The 14,129-nt window shown below is 35.9% G+C and carries 11 protein-coding genes; 5 read left to right on the top strand and 6 right to left on the bottom strand.

All coding sequences use genetic code 11. The features are described from left to right. Positions 1-108: 108 nt before the first annotated feature. From ACZZZW_RS16200 to gatB, 5 genes are all read right to left on the bottom strand, one after another. Entirely contained in the window at positions 109-1,899 is a 1,791-nt protein-coding gene (locus ACZZZW_RS16200; protein WP_463494932.1) for a chloride channel protein, read from the bottom strand. Positions 1,900-1,975: 76 nt separating this feature from the next. Further along, positions 1,976-2,698, bottom strand: a complete 723-nt coding sequence (locus ACZZZW_RS16195; protein WP_463494930.1) for an RluA family pseudouridine synthase — start codon at positions 2,696-2,698, stop codon at positions 1,976-1,978. 243 nt (positions 2,699-2,941) lie between these two features. Beyond that, positions 2,942-3,631, bottom strand: a complete 690-nt coding sequence (locus ACZZZW_RS16190; protein ID WP_055913791.1) for a response regulator transcription factor — start codon at positions 3,629-3,631, stop codon at positions 2,942-2,944. Positions 3,632-3,734: 103 nt separating this feature from the next. Further along, positions 3,735-4,847 (bottom strand): TlpA disulfide reductase family protein, encoded by a 1,113-nt coding sequence (locus ACZZZW_RS16185; protein ID WP_055913794.1) that lies wholly within the window; start codon positions 4,845-4,847, stop codon positions 3,735-3,737. After that, positions 4,847-6,310, bottom strand: coding sequence for an Asp-tRNA(Asn)/Glu-tRNA(Gln) amidotransferase subunit GatB (gene gatB / locus ACZZZW_RS16180; protein WP_463494927.1), 1,464 nt, complete (start codon positions 6,308-6,310; stop codon positions 4,847-4,849). Before gatB ends, ACZZZW_RS16185 begins: the two co-directional genes overlap by 1 nt. Before the next feature lie 319 nt (positions 6,311-6,629). On the opposite strand from gatB, the gene ACZZZW_RS16175 reads away from it, so the two are divergent. From ACZZZW_RS16175 to ACZZZW_RS16165, 3 genes are all read left to right on the top strand, one after another. Further along, positions 6,630-7,310, top strand: a complete 681-nt coding sequence (locus ACZZZW_RS16175) for a hypothetical protein (RefSeq protein ID WP_463494925.1) — start codon at positions 6,630-6,632, stop codon at positions 7,308-7,310. Positions 7,311-7,417: 107 nt separating this feature from the next. Next, a complete protein-coding gene (locus tag ACZZZW_RS16170; RefSeq protein WP_157255500.1) occupies positions 7,418-7,915 on the top strand; it encodes a hypothetical protein in 498 nt (165 codons plus the stop codon). Positions 7,916-8,043: 128 nt separating this feature from the next. Further along, the gene (locus ACZZZW_RS16165) at positions 8,044-8,550 is read left to right on the top strand and encodes a hypothetical protein (protein WP_463494923.1); all 507 of its coding nucleotides are present in this window, start codon (positions 8,044-8,046) and stop codon (positions 8,548-8,550) included. Between the two features lie 82 nt (positions 8,551-8,632). Here the strand turns inward: ACZZZW_RS16165 and alaS are convergent, their stop codons facing one another. Continuing rightward, a complete protein-coding gene (alaS, locus tag ACZZZW_RS16160; protein WP_463494921.1) occupies positions 8,633-11,251 on the bottom strand; it encodes an alanine--tRNA ligase in 2,619 nt (872 codons plus the stop codon). 116 nt (positions 11,252-11,367) lie between these two features. On the opposite strand from alaS, the gene ACZZZW_RS16155 reads away from it, so the two are divergent. Beyond that, a complete protein-coding gene (locus ACZZZW_RS16155) occupies positions 11,368-11,703 on the top strand; it encodes a MerR family transcriptional regulator (protein WP_463494919.1) in 336 nt (111 codons plus the stop codon). A 308-nt stretch (positions 11,704-12,011) separates the two neighbouring features. Next, positions 12,012-14,033, top strand: coding sequence for a helix-hairpin-helix domain-containing protein (locus tag ACZZZW_RS16150; protein ID WP_463494917.1), 2,022 nt, complete (start codon positions 12,012-12,014; stop codon positions 14,031-14,033). Positions 14,034-14,129 lie beyond the last annotated feature (96 nt).

The following is a 14,129-nucleotide window of genomic DNA, read 5'->3' as shown; positions in this document are numbered from 1 at the left end:
GAAAAATTGAGCTTAAAAAGATTGGAATAGAACTACAGTAAAGAAGTCAAGTTTTTAAAACTTGACTTCTTTTATTAATGACATTTCTCCTCTATTTATGGATCACAATTAGCCCATGTAATCATTCTGTCTCATCAGCAATGCGCGGTATTTGTTAAAAATTGCTGTTTTAGATACAAAACCTAAATATTGGTTTTGCACATTTAACACTGGCAAAATCCAAACATTATTTTGTTCCATTTTTTCAAGAACCATTTTCAGGTCATCATTTTCATTAATGGTATTTGGTGCCGGCTGAACCAATTGCGAAGCCATTAAATGCGCTTTATCAGGGTGGTTAATCATCTCGTTAAATAACTCTTCGATATAAATTACACCTTTAAAGTCGCCCAACTCATCAGTTACTGCACAAATGTTTTTATGCGACTGCAGAATTTCATTCATCTTAATCGAAATCAAATCGTTCATCTGTAACTGAGGATAACTTTTCTCAATCAGATACCTTAATTTCATTTGGTTCAAAACTGTAGTATCTTTATCCTCGTGTGATAAGAGCTCGCCCTTATCTGCCAATGCTTTAGTATAAATAGAATGTTTTTGCGAGCTGCGGTTAATCGCATAAGAAATTGCTGTGGTAATCATTAATGGAACCATTAATATATAGCCACCCGTAATTTCTGCAATAAGAAAAATGCCCGTTAAAGGCGCATGCATAATTGAGCCTAATGCAGCCGCCATACCAGCAACGATAAAGTTAGAGACATTTAATTGTGCCAGGCCCGATAAATTAACAATATAAGCGAAAATAAATCCGATTAAGCCGCCCATAATTAAACTTGGTGCAAACGTACCACCATTACCCCCTGCACCTAAAGTTACCAGGGTGGCTATCGATTTCATAAAAATGGTTACCACCGTAAATAACACAACCAATGCCGGGATGTTATTGTAATCAGCAAAGATACTGTTGTTTATAACCGTTTGATAATCACCCTTTAATAAACCTTTAATGGTAATGTAGCCTTCGCCATATAGCGTTGGAAAGAGGAATACCAATGCCCCAAGCATTAAACCGCCCACCACAACTTTGGTATAAGGATGTTTAATTTTATAAAATAACCCTTTAACAGCGTAATTGGCTTTTGTAAAATAGATAGAGAATAAGCCAATAAAACAAGCGAGTATTACATAATAAAATAATGCATTTACCTTCCACCCTTCTGTAACCAAAAAGAAAAGTTGTTGAGTATAAAATAACCTTGCCACCACAGCTGCGGTTGCTGCTGAAAGCAATAAAGGAATAAATGCAGGGATGGTAAATTCAGGCAATAGAATTTCAATAGCAAAAACAATTCCCGCAACAGGACTATTAAAAGCCCCTGCTATACCTGCAGCAGCACCACAGGCCACCAACATGGTAATTTCCCGGTAAGATAACCCCAATAAACGTGCTAAATTAGAACCAATTGCCGACCCGCTGGTAACAATTGGAGCTTCCAAGCCTGTTGAGCCACCAAAGCCTACTGTTATGGCTGCGGTAATAATCTGCGAATAAATATTGTGTGCTTCTACCTTGCTCGATTTTTTTGAAATTGCATAAAGCAAAGGTGTTAAACCCGTTTCGAACTTTGATTTGCGAATAAAATATTTAATGTAAAGTACGGTTAAGAAAATACCGATCATCGGAAAAATAAAATACAGGTAGTATTTATATTTCCAGTGCCAATCTGATTGAAGAAATTCTTCGATATGATGGGTTAAACTTTTTAATGCGGCGGCTGCGAGGCCAGCTAAAATCCCAACAATTACAGCTAAGATAATTAAGAAATTACGGTTTGATATTTTAGATTTTCGGTATAGGTTAATCTGATCAAGGTAATTTACAAATCTAATGTACATTCTATTGTTTTTTAATAGATAGCGAATAAGCCAAAAGTAACAAAAACAACGAAAAGAGCCAATTTAAAGGCTTGTTTTATGCATCAAATTTATCTAACAGCTTTATTAGTGTAGCAAAATCTTTTGGGTATGGTGCATCAATTACAATATCCTGATCATTTAATCCCTTAAAAACCAGGTGTCTGGCATGTAAGGCAAAACGTTTCATGATGGGTTGCTCCTCTTCGCCTTTGGCTAATTTATAGCCCCTCTTAATTGAAGAAAGAAAAACGGGTTTCCCTTTATACATGTCATCACCCACAATAGCAGCCCTTTGTGTGGCCAGGTGGATGCGGATTTGGTGCATCCGGCCAGTTATTGGTCTACACTCTACCAAAGTATAATGTTTGTAGTATTTTAACGAATCAAAAATGGTTTCGGCCCTCTTGCCTTCAGCCCGATCGATGGTTACATTTTTATTTCCATCGTTTAAGATTGGTAAATCAACCGTAAGCTGATCAAAAATTACATGTCCATCAACGACGGCATGATAGGTTTTATTTACCTTTCTCCTTTCAAACTGCATGGAAGCGTGGCGGTAACCTTCTGGGTTTTTTGCAACAATTAAAGCTCCTGATGTTTCTTTATCTAAACGGTGACAAACCTGTGCATCATCGCTATACTGTTTAGCAAGGCGTAATACATTGGTTTCTCCAGATCCGCCACGCTCATCAAGTGAGGCTAAAAAAGGAGGTTTATTGATAACTATGAAATCGTTGTCTTCGAAAAGAATAAGATCTTTAAAATTTGGAAACTTCAAACTGTGCTGTAATTAATGAAGCGCAAAAATACGATTTTATTTTTTTAAGCTGGTCGTCACACTGAATTTATTTCAGGGCCTTGCTTGAGAAAGTCAGTAAAATGAATTCAGCTGGACAAATTTGTTACCGGTATCATACTCCTAAATTTGTTTCAGAATCTAATTAACGAAAGCAAAAAAAACACAGATTAATCACCAGAAAAGATCTGTGTTAATCTGTGTTTATTGGTAATGAAAAATTATTTAAGATAGCTCAAACTTATAACCTACTCCTTTTACGGTTGATACATAAGTTTCACCTAATTTTTCTCTTAATTTACGGATATGTACATCAATAGTTCTGTTGGTTACTACTACCGAGTCTTCCCAGATGTTTTTAAGAATGGATTCACGGGTGTAAACTTTTCCAGGTTTCGAAGCCAGTAAGTATAAAAGCTCAAATTCTTTTTTAGCCAAGACCACTTTATTTCCACCTTGAAAAACCAAATAAGCTTCACGGTCGATCACTAAATCGCCAATCTCTAATTTGTTTTCAGATATTTCTTCCGTTCCGGTGTTTCTCCTCAAAATTGCATTGATTCGGCTAACAAGTGCACGTGGTTTTATCGGCTTTGCAATGTAGTCATCAGCACCAACGTTAAAACCTGCAATTTCAGAGTATTCCTCACTTCTGGCGGTTAAGAATACCATAAATGTATTTTTGAACTCGGGTATTGCACGCATTAAGCGGCAAGCCTCTATCCCATCCATTTTAGGCATCATAATATCCAGTATAATTAAATCCGGATGTACCTTTTTCGCAACTGTAATTCCTTCCTGGCCATTGGTTGCTGTGAAAACCTGATAACCCTCTTTTTTAAGGTTATATTCAATAAGCTCCAGAATATCTGGTTCATCATCAACAATTAATATTTTCTGACCTGCGTTGTTCATAGTTAAATATTTGTTACGAAAGTAGTGTCTATGATGCAATATATAGTTAAGCCTAAGTTAAGAAATTGTTAATTACTTAAATTAGTTTAACATGGAATTTGTTTTAACGTAACGTTTTAGCTAAAAATGCCTCCAGTTCATCGCCACGCAGGTTTTTAGCAACGATTTTTCCGGCAGGATCAACAAGATAAGAAGTTGGTATGGCTTGCACCTGGTATTTTTTAACCGTTTCGCCATTAAAATCTTTCAATTCCGAAACATGTGTCCAGGTTAGTCCGTCAGCTTTTATTGCACCTAACCAGGCTGCTTTATCTGTATCTAAAGAAATACCGATAATGTCGAAGTTCTTTTCTTTGTATTTATTGTAAACTTTAACCACATTAGGGTTTTCCTGGCGACAAGGCTGACACCATGATGCCCAAAAATCAATTAATACGTATTTACCTTTATAATCAGATAAATTTACGGGTTTATTGTCTGCCGTATTGATTGTAAATGCAGGCGCAACCTGGCCTACCTGTACAGCCTTTAATAAGGCCATTTGCTTAACAAAAGCGTCTACTGTAGCATTTCCTTTAATTTCTTCTTTAACTTCATCAGCAAATTTTACCAATTCAGCTTCATATTCCTGCGGACTTAAAGTGTTCATTGCATAGAAACTAGCAAGCGTTCCTTTGTTATCTTTAGCAAATTTAATAATCTCTGTATTCAACTGGTTAATATACGATTCATACTGTGGCTTCATCGATTCAAGCACAGCAGCCCTGTTCTCCGGCTGTTTTGATACTTTGGCTTCAAAATCAGCCTGCAGTTTTTCTACTTGTTTTGCAAAATTGTTTCTAATGGCATTTAACTCTGATAATTTATCTACTTCATTTGCGCCCGAAATTTTATATGCCATAGTTTTATCAGCCAAATCAGCTTCCAATTTAATGTCATCGCCATTTTTTGCAATCAGCATAAATTCGTGGTTACCAACTGATACCCTGAAGAAATCGACAGATGGTGTTTTACGGATAAATTTGAATTCTCCTTTTTCTGATAAATTGGTCGAATCAATTGCAACCATATTACTGTTCTGCATGCCGTATAAAAAAACTTTCTTTTCCGTTCCGGGATTCTGAAAAGTTCCATCAATGGTAAAGCTATCTTTAGGTTTACATGCAGTAAAAGCAATAGCGATCAGCATGATAATGCTCAATTGTTTTAGTCTCATTATTTCAATTTTTCAAGTATTAATTCATTTAATTTTTTGGCGTCTGCTTTACCTTTGGCGAGTTTCATTACCTCACCAACAAACAAACCTAAAACGCCCTTTTTACCTTTCTTGTACGCTTCTACCTGTTGCGGGTATTTATTTAACACTTCATCAATAAAAGTGCTTAATTCATCTCCATTTTCGGTAATAAGGAGATTTAATGACTGCGCCAAGTCTGCCACTTTTGTATTTTCATGCAATTCAATAGCAGGTAACAACTGTTGAATGGCAATTTGTTGTGTTATTTTTTTATCATCAACCAAATTAATGGCTTCTGCCAATTGCGGCGGATTTACCTTAAAATCTGTTATGGTGATTCCTTTTTCATTTAGCACAGCTCTTATCGGGCCAATTAGCCAATTGATCAGACTTTTTTTATGGTTAACAAGGGGTTGTGCCTGATTGAAATAATTTAAAAGTTCTAAATCCTCAGCAAAAAGTGCTGCATCTGCCTTACTTATTCCAAATTCTGAGATCATTTGTTTAGAAATTTCATTTGGTAATGCAGGCATCAACGATTTAATTTCTGCTAACCAGGTATCAGAAATATAAATCGGTTGTAAATCCGGATCTGAGAAATAACGGTAATCGTTAGCTTCCTCTTTTGTACGCATTGGTGAAGTGGTGCCTTTATCAGCATCAAAATTCAATGTGCTCTGAATAATCCGGCCTCCATTGCTAATCACTTCTACCTGACGGCCAAATTCAAAATCCATGGCTCTACGTACGTTACGCATTGAGTTTAGGTTTTTTACTTCACATCGTGTACCAAATGTTGTAGTACCCTTGGCACGGATAGAAATATTGGCATCGCAACGCAAACTGCCCTCTTCCATGTTGCCATCACTTACGTTTAAGTGTCTTACCAGTTTTCTGATTTCACTCAGCAAAACTGAAGCTTCTTCCGAACTGCGGATATCAGGCTCGGTAACAATCTCAATTAACGGAACCCCGGCACGGTTTAAATCAACTAGAGAGTAATTTTCATCCTGATCGTGGATACTTTTTCCTGCATCTTCTTCCAGGTGAATGCGGTTGATCCCTATTTTTTTTGTAGAACCATCTGCCAATTGAAGTTCCAGAAAACCATTTATACAGATAGGTTGATTATCTTGTGTAATCTGATATCCTTTAGGCAGATCAGCATAGAAATAATTTTTTCGGTCGAAATGATTAACCTGGTTAATTGTACAGTTTAAAGCCAAGCCGATACGGATAGCTTTTGCCACTACCTCTTTGTTCAATTTAGGCAATGCACCTGGCAGGGCCAGCGAAACAGTAGATATATTTTGATTAGGCAAAGCCCCGAAAGATGCACTATCAGCTGAAAATATTTTTGTATTTGTATTTAACTGAACATGAATTTCCAGTCCTGAAACGAGTTCGAAAGTATTTTGGGGGCTTGTTTCTTGTAAAGGCATTTAAAGCTTCGTGATGTTATAAGTTTAATCACCACAGTTTTCAATCTGTGGTGAATATTAATGTGTCAAATATAGTTATTATTTAGTCTTTCGTTAAAAAAGGCTTGAAGGAGAAATTTTTAAAAATTCATGCCATGGCAATTACTCAATTTATTGAGTAAATGAAAATAATCATAAATTTTAGTGATTAATTGTTAAAAGCAGCAAATTAAAAGAATTTGTAGTATAAATTATTTAATAAACCGCTGTAAATATGGTTTTTACAGTTGTTTCTGCATTTTACTCAATGGGTTAGGCAATCGTTAAAGAATGTTAAATTATGATGCTACAATTAAACTTGGTTATGTCTGTTTTGTCTATCTCAGCAAATACACACAAAGAAACCTTTAATTTAAATGTTATGAAAAAGTTAGTTTTATTTGCTGCAGTTTTGATGGTTTCATTATTCAGCATAAACAATGCAAAAGCACAAGTTAGCTTAAATATCAATATCGGTTCTCAACCAGTTTGGGGTCCTACAGGATATGACCATGTAGACTACTATTATTTTCCTGATATAAATGCATATTACTATGTACCATCCGGCCAGTATATTTATGCTAACGGTAGCCGTTGGATTTCAGCCAACAACTTACCACCTCAATATGGAAACTTTGATCTATATCGTGCCTATAAAGTGGTAATTAATGAGCCAAAACCATATTTAAGAAACAATGTTTATGCAGCGCGGTATAGCAAATACAAAAACTATAGTGGCCGTCAAACTATTATAAGAGATAGTCGCGATGCTAAGTACTATGTGGTTAAAGGCCATCTAAACTACAATCAACGGCCAAATAATAATGTTGTTGTAGTTAGAAATAATAACCGTTCTACCCGAATTGTAGAAAGAAATGTTACAAGGCCAGCACAAAACAACGCCCGTCCGCAACGAAACAATAATGGCAATAGTCGCTCAGAGGGAAATCGTAATGATAATAGAGGTAATGATCGTCATTAAAAATAATATCTAATTGTGAAAAGGGAGTTTCGGGAGAAGCTCCCTTTTTATTTAATATTTTTTGGCACGTGTTTAGTACTAAACAAAAACACACAAATTAAATTTTTATGAAAAGATTATTTTTAATTGCTGTAGTAATGATGGTTTCATTGCTAAGTACTCAAGTAAAAGCACAGTTAAATGTAAATGTTAACATTGGCTCACAACCATTATGGGGCCCTACCGGGTATGATCATGTAGATTATTATTACCTTCCGGATGTAGAAAGTTACTACAGTGTTCCGCGCAAACAATTTGTTTACTTAAATGGAAATGATTGGGTTTTTTCAAATTCTTTACCGGGCAGATATGGTAATTATGATTTATATAATGGATACAAAGTTGTTGTTAATTCGCCAAAGCCTTACCTGAATTTTAAAAATGATAAGGTAAAATATGCGAAGTACAAAGGCAATAAAGGTCAGTTAATTATTAGAGATAGTGATGACAGTAGATATTACGTTGTTAAAGGCCACCCTCATGGTATGCCTCCCGGACAAGCAAAAAAAATCTACGGGAAAGAAAATAAGGGACATGGCCATGGAAAAGGTAAAGACAAACATTAGGCTACTGTTTATAGGTTAAAAGGTAAAGGAGTTTCGTTAGGGAGCTCCTTTTTTTATATCTCTGTTACAATAGAAATTTTGGCACAGCGTTTGAATTACTGAAGTACACACAAATTAAATAGATTATTATGAAAAAGTTATTTCTCATCTCCGCGATTGTAGGTATCGTGGCTTTAACATCTAATCAATCTAACGCTCAGGTAAGTATTAATGTAAATATTGGTGCTCAACCTGCCTGGGTTCCGGCGGGTTATCAAGATGTTAATTATTACTATCTCCCAGAAGTTCAATCTTATTATTACGTTCCACAAAGGCAATTTGTTTATTTAAATGGAAACAGATGGACCAGATCGAGGTATTTGCCAGCCAGATATAGAGGATATGATCTGCATAGAGGTAGAAAGGTAGTGGTATATGGAAATAATCCTTATCGCAATTACAATTCTCATCGGGTAACTTATTCTCATCATAACAATTATTACCGTTCATCGTACGGTGGCGGTGGTAATAGAGTCAGATACAGTTCGCCAAGAAATAATTATAGATCATACCGCGTAGATAACAGGTATCATGACAGAAGAGTAAATTCCAGTTTATTCTCTAGAGGACACCGTGAAAAACATGGTAGACATTAAAATAAAAAAGAGGCTTTAGGGCCTCTTTTTTATTGCTGTATCATTGTGCTGAACTTATTCTAACACTTTAATGTTTATTAGGTTAGTGGTGAGGAATAAAACGCTCCGCTTTTTCCAAAACTATCGGTAAACCTGCTGGGTTTTTACCTCCGGCTGTAGCATAAAACGGCTGACCGCCTCCACCTCCCTGAATTTCTTTCCCAAGTTCGCGAACAATATTTGATGCATTTAATCCTTTTTTAACCAGATGATCAGAAAGCATTACCGTTATTCCTGGTTTGCCATCAATTTCTGTGGTAAAAACCAGGAAAAGATTATCGATCATATCTTTAAGAGAGAACGCTAAGTTTTTAACTGCGTCAGCACTTTGTAAATCGATGTGTTTCGCTATCAAATTAATACCGTGAATGCCTCTAACATGGTGTACAATTTCGTGTTTTAAAGTATTAACACGCTCTAAAGTAGATTTTTCTATTTCTTTTTTCAGTTTTGCATTTTCGTCCAATATAGCCTGAACAGATGCTGATAAATCTTTACTTCCGTTTAATAAAGCTTTTAAATGTCCAAGTTCTTTTCTTTGATCCAAGAAATATTGCTCCGCTTTATCGGCAGTAATGGCTTCGATACGGCGAACACCAGCAGCAACTGCACTTTCAGAAATAATTTTGAAAGATCCGATTTGTCCGGTTGCTTTTACGTGGGTACCACCGCAAAGTTCTTTTGAAAAATGATCGTCAAATGTAATCATCCTTACAAAATCACCATATTTTTCGCCAAATAAAGCGGTTACGCCACTTTCTATTGCATCCTGATAAGGAACATTGCGTTGTTCTTTTAATTTGATATTTTGTCTAATCTTTTGATTTACAATTACCTCAATCTGCGCCAATTCTTCGTCAGTTACTTTAGCAAAGTGAGAAAAATCGAAACGTAGGTAATCTGCATTAACCAATGAGCCTTTCTGGTTTACATGTTTACCCAAAACCTGCTTTAAAGCAGCATGGAGTAAATGTGTTGCAGAATGGTTATCTTCTGTTAACACACGTTTATCTTCGTCTACAACAGCCCAAAATTTACCTTCCAAATTATCGGGTAATATATCTGCAAAATGTACAGTTAGTCCATTTTCCTTTTTTGTATCGGTAATATCAACCCAAAACTGGCGGCTGTGATCTTCCAAACGGCCTGTATCTCCAACCTGGCCACCGCTTTCTGCGTAAAAAGGTGTTTGGCGTAAAACAATCTGATATTGCTCTTTTCCTTTGGCTTTTACTTTACGGTATTTTAAAATCTCCGTTTCTACTTCCAGATCATCATAACCCACAAATTCACTCTGATCTTCTGTATTCACAACAATCCAATCACCAGTATCAATTGCGGTTGCAGCACGGCTATCGTCTTTTTGTTTTTTCAAAGCTTGATCATAGCCAGCTAAATCGACACTCCAACCCTTTTCTCTGGCCATTAATTCTGTTAAATCGATCGGAAAACCAAAGGTATCTGATAACTCAAAAGCAAAATTACCTTCAACAAGATTATTAGCAGCCTGATATTTTTCGAAACGCTGAATTCCTGTTGATAAAGTTCTTAAAAACGAAACTTCTTCTTCCAGAACTACTTTCTGTACAAAATCCTGTTGCGAAATCAATTCATCGAAAACGCCTTTAAATTGTTCAGCCAATAAAGGTACCAACTGATTTAAAAAAGGCTCCTTGAAGTTTAAGAAGGTATAAGCATAACGAACAGCGCGACGCAAAATCCTGCGGATAACGTAACCAGCTTTGTTATTTGAGGGTAACTGACCATCGGCAATAACGAATGATATGGCACGAATGTGATCGGCCATTACACGCATTGCGATATCTGTTTTCTCATCAGCACCATAGTGAATTCCAGATTTTTCTGCGATAAACTGAATCATCGGTTGAAAAACATCGGTGTCGTAATTAGAGGTTTTTTCCTGTAAAACACGTACCAAACGCTCAAATCCCATTCCTGTATCTACATGTTTAGCAGGCAAACTTTGCAGCGAGCCATCCTTTAAACGGTTAAACTGCATAAATACATTGTTCCAGATTTCGATAACCTGAGGATGATCGGCATTTACAAGTGTAGCACCATTAACGGTAGCCTTTTCCTCGTCGGTACGGCAATCTACATGGATTTCAGAACATGGTCCGCATGGTCCTGTATCGCCCATTTCCCAAAAATTATCTTTTTTATTTCCTGGTAAAATGTGGCTTTCGTCAACATACTGTTTCCATAGATCGTAAGCTTCTTGATCTTTTTCCAATCCCTCTTTTTCATCACCTTCAAAATAGGTAACATATAACTTATCTTTTGGAATTTTATAAACTTCAGTTAATAATTCCCAGCTCCAGGCAATGGCTTCTTTTTTGAAATAATTGCCAAAACTCCAATTGCCCAGCATTTCGAACATGGTGTGGTGATAAGTATCAATACCTACTTCTTCCAAGTCATTATGTTTACCCGAAACCCGTAAACAACGTTGAGTATCAACCACCCGGGCATATTTTATAGCAGCTTCTCCAAGAAACAAATCTTTAAACTGGTTCATCCCTGCGTTGGTAAACATTAATGTTGGGTCGTTTTTAACCACAATCGGTGCGGAAGGAACAACATGATGTTGTTTCGATTCAAAAAAACTAAGGAATGCCTGTCTAATCTCTTTTGCTGTCATTTCAATAATATTGGAGGGAACAAAATTAAAATTTTATTGCGTTAATAAGGAAAATTCGAGCTACATTTGAATACTTTAATTAATCGATATAAGACACTCATAATCAAGCACAAAATATGCCGTATAAAGAAAGAGACATTAATAAGATGTATTATACCATGGGCGAAGTGACTGAAATGTTTAATGTAAACGCATCCCAAATCCGTTTTTACGAAAAAGAATTCGATATTCTTCAGCCTAAAAAAAACAAAAAAGGCAACCGTCTATTCACTCCTGAAGATATCGAGAATTTAAAAATTATCTTCAATTTGGTAGATGAAAAAGGCTTTACTTTAAAAGGTGCCAAAGATTACCTTAAAAATAATAAGACAGGCGTACGCGAAAATCAAAAAATTATTGACTCGTTAGAAAAGCTGAAAGGTTTCCTGGTAAATCTAGCTGATGAGCTTTAAACCATCCGCTGCTTTATACTACAATAAATAATATTCAAAAATACTTATATTGTAGTTTAGTAATTATTTTCTGTATACTTGCACAAGTAATACAATAATCTCCCCCATTTTCTTTAATAGTTTAATTACTGCTTATGAAAATATGGTATTTATTGTTGCTTGTCTTTTTTTTCCTGTTATTAACTACTCTAAATAACCTGATTTATCGTTTAATGCGATGGATTGGTGAAATCTCCCGGTTATCAAAACCAGGATATTCCTGGAAAATCTTCTTAAAAACATCATGGTTAAAATTACGGCCTAAACTAATGGTTGTTGTTTTTGTAATTGCTGGCTCCAATTTAACTTATGCGCAGAGTAATGGACAGGAAAATGATATCCGCGATATATTGGAGAGTATGGCTGAAAATCTTCCTGAAGATTACGACATGAGCGAGCTGATTGATGTTATGACGAAGTATCGTAAACATCCCATTAATTTAAACCGCACATCTCCCGAAGAGTTAAAAACGTTTATTTTTCTATCACCACTGCAAATCAGTAATTTTTTCTCTTATGTAAAAGAAAACGGTCAATTTGTTGATGTATTGGAATTACAAAGTATAGATGGCTTTGATGCCAAAACTGTTCAAAGTTTATTGCCTTTCGTAACCTTAACAAATAACAGTGAATATGAGCAAATCACCTTAAAAAACGTTTTCAGAGATAGTGAACATGATTTCATGATGCGCTTTGCTCAAAACCTCCAAAAACAAAAAGGCTTTACCGATTTACCCGGGAACAGATATTTGGGTTCACCCGAGAGGTTTCAGGCCCGTTATAGGTACAATTATAGCACAATTTTATCAGCAGCAATTACCTTGGATAAAGATGCTGGAGAGAAATTTGGAGGCAAGCCTTTTGATTTTTACTCAGGAAATTTGGCTTTGTTCAAATTAGGTAAGTTAAAAAAACTTATCCTGGGCGATTATACTTTGCAATTTGGACAGGGTTTAACATTATGGTCTGGCTTTTCTTTTGGAAAGGGCCCTGATGTGACGAGTGTGGCTAAAAAAGATTTGGGCTTAAGACCTTATAACTCTACAAATGAATATTCATTTTTTAGGGGAGCCTCCGCAACAATAAACCTGTTTAAAAATATCGACATTACCCCTTTCCTTTCTTTTAGAAATCTCGATGCCAGTCAAAAGAAGATAGACGGGCAAGGTGATTTGGTTCAGTCAACAATTAATCAAACCGGGTTGCACCGAACGCCGTCTGAAATTAAAAATAAGAATGTGCTTTCGCAAAGAATTTATGGCGCAGTAGTACAATATGCTCAAAACGAATTTGCAATCGGTGCAATTGCATATCGAAGTAATTATGGAAATAGTTTCATTACGCAAACAGCTGCCTATGATCGATATAGTTTTACCGGTAAATCATTAACAAATTTGGGTTTGTTTTACAACTACACGTATAAAAACCTGTACCTCTACGGTGAAGGTGCGAAAGGTTTAGGTGGTGGTTTTGCATACGTTAGTGGTGTACTTATCAGTTTGTCAAGGTCCTTTTCTGCTGCTTTAACTTACCGTAATTATGCTAAAGATTATCACAGCTTCTTTAATCAAGCCGTATCCGAATCCAGCGAAGCGATAAATGAAAAGGGCTTGTATGCCGGTTTAAATTTTAACCCGAATCAACACTTCGCGTTTTCATTTTACGGCGATTATTTTCGGTTTCCGTGGTTAAAATACCGTGTTGATGAACCTTCAAAAGGTTATGAAATACTCGGACAGGCAGTATATATGCCATCTAAAGGTTTTAAGGCTCTGGTTAGATTTAAAACTGAGCGAAAACAACAAAATACCGATTTAGATGTGCCTGTAAATTTTCTGGATAATGTAATTAGGACTGGATACCGGGCCGAAATAAACTGGCAATTGAACAAAAGCTGGAGTTTCCAGAACCGTGCTGAGCTTTCACAATTTAAAAAAGGGAATACTAAAGGCGAGTTTGGTTACCTGATTTATCAGGATGTTGATTATTCTCCCATGTTTTCTAAACTCACTGGGAATATACGGCTGGCATATTTCAACACAGCGAGCTACAATAGCCGAATTTACGCCTATGAAGATGATGTTTTATATAGTTTTAGTTTCGGAATGTATAGTGGAAAAGGATACAGAACTTATTTAAACCTAAAATATAATGTGGCCAAAAAATTAAATATCTGGCTTCGTTACGGCTTGTTTATTTACAAAGATGTAGAAACCGTTGGCACCTACCTTGATGAAATTAAGGGCAATAAAAAATCAGAATTAAAAATGCAGTTGCGGTACCAGTTTTAGCATGTTAAAGGCTGAATATGTTTTTGTAAGAATTCTATTGCCGTTTGTAACTGGAATTGTTGTATGCTACTTTTTTGCGACAAAAAGTTGTTTGCA

The sequence above is a fragment of the Pedobacter sp. AC379 genome, from assembly GCF_979258145.1.
The sequence above is the reverse complement of the archived record's forward strand: the minus strand, read 5'-3'. Positions and strand labels throughout refer to the sequence as shown.

What these genes read in the sequence shown, in the direction of transcription:
- gatB (WP_463494927.1), bottom strand. Translation starts at nt 6,310, where the DNA reads ATGCCTTTACAAGAAACAAGCCCCCAAAATACTTTCGAACTCGTTTCA.
- ACZZZW_RS16165 (WP_463494923.1), top strand. Translation starts at nt 8,044, where the DNA reads ATGAAAAAGTTATTTCTCATCTCCGCGATTGTAGGTATCGTGGCTTTA.
- ACZZZW_RS16175 (WP_463494925.1), top strand. Translation starts at nt 6,630, where the DNA reads ATGATGCTACAATTAAACTTGGTTATGTCTGTTTTGTCTATCTCAGCA.
- ACZZZW_RS16200 (WP_463494932.1), bottom strand. Translation starts at nt 1,899, where the DNA reads ATGTACATTAGATTTGTAAATTACCTTGATCAGATTAACCTATACCGA.
- ACZZZW_RS16150 (WP_463494917.1), top strand. Translation starts at nt 12,012, where the DNA reads ATGGTTGTTGTTTTTGTAATTGCTGGCTCCAATTTAACTTATGCGCAG.
- ACZZZW_RS16190 (WP_055913791.1), bottom strand. Translation starts at nt 3,631, where the DNA reads ATGAACAACGCAGGTCAGAAAATATTAATTGTTGATGATGAACCAGAT.
- alaS (WP_463494921.1), bottom strand. Translation starts at nt 11,251, where the DNA reads ATGACAGCAAAAGAGATTAGACAGGCATTCCTTAGTTTTTTTGAATCG.
- ACZZZW_RS16155 (WP_463494919.1), top strand. Translation starts at nt 11,368, where the DNA reads ATGCCGTATAAAGAAAGAGACATTAATAAGATGTATTATACCATGGGC.
- ACZZZW_RS16170 (WP_157255500.1), top strand. Translation starts at nt 7,418, where the DNA reads ATGAAAAGATTATTTTTAATTGCTGTAGTAATGATGGTTTCATTGCTA.
- ACZZZW_RS16185 (WP_055913794.1), bottom strand. Translation starts at nt 4,847, where the DNA reads ATGAGACTAAAACAATTGAGCATTATCATGCTGATCGCTATTGCTTTT.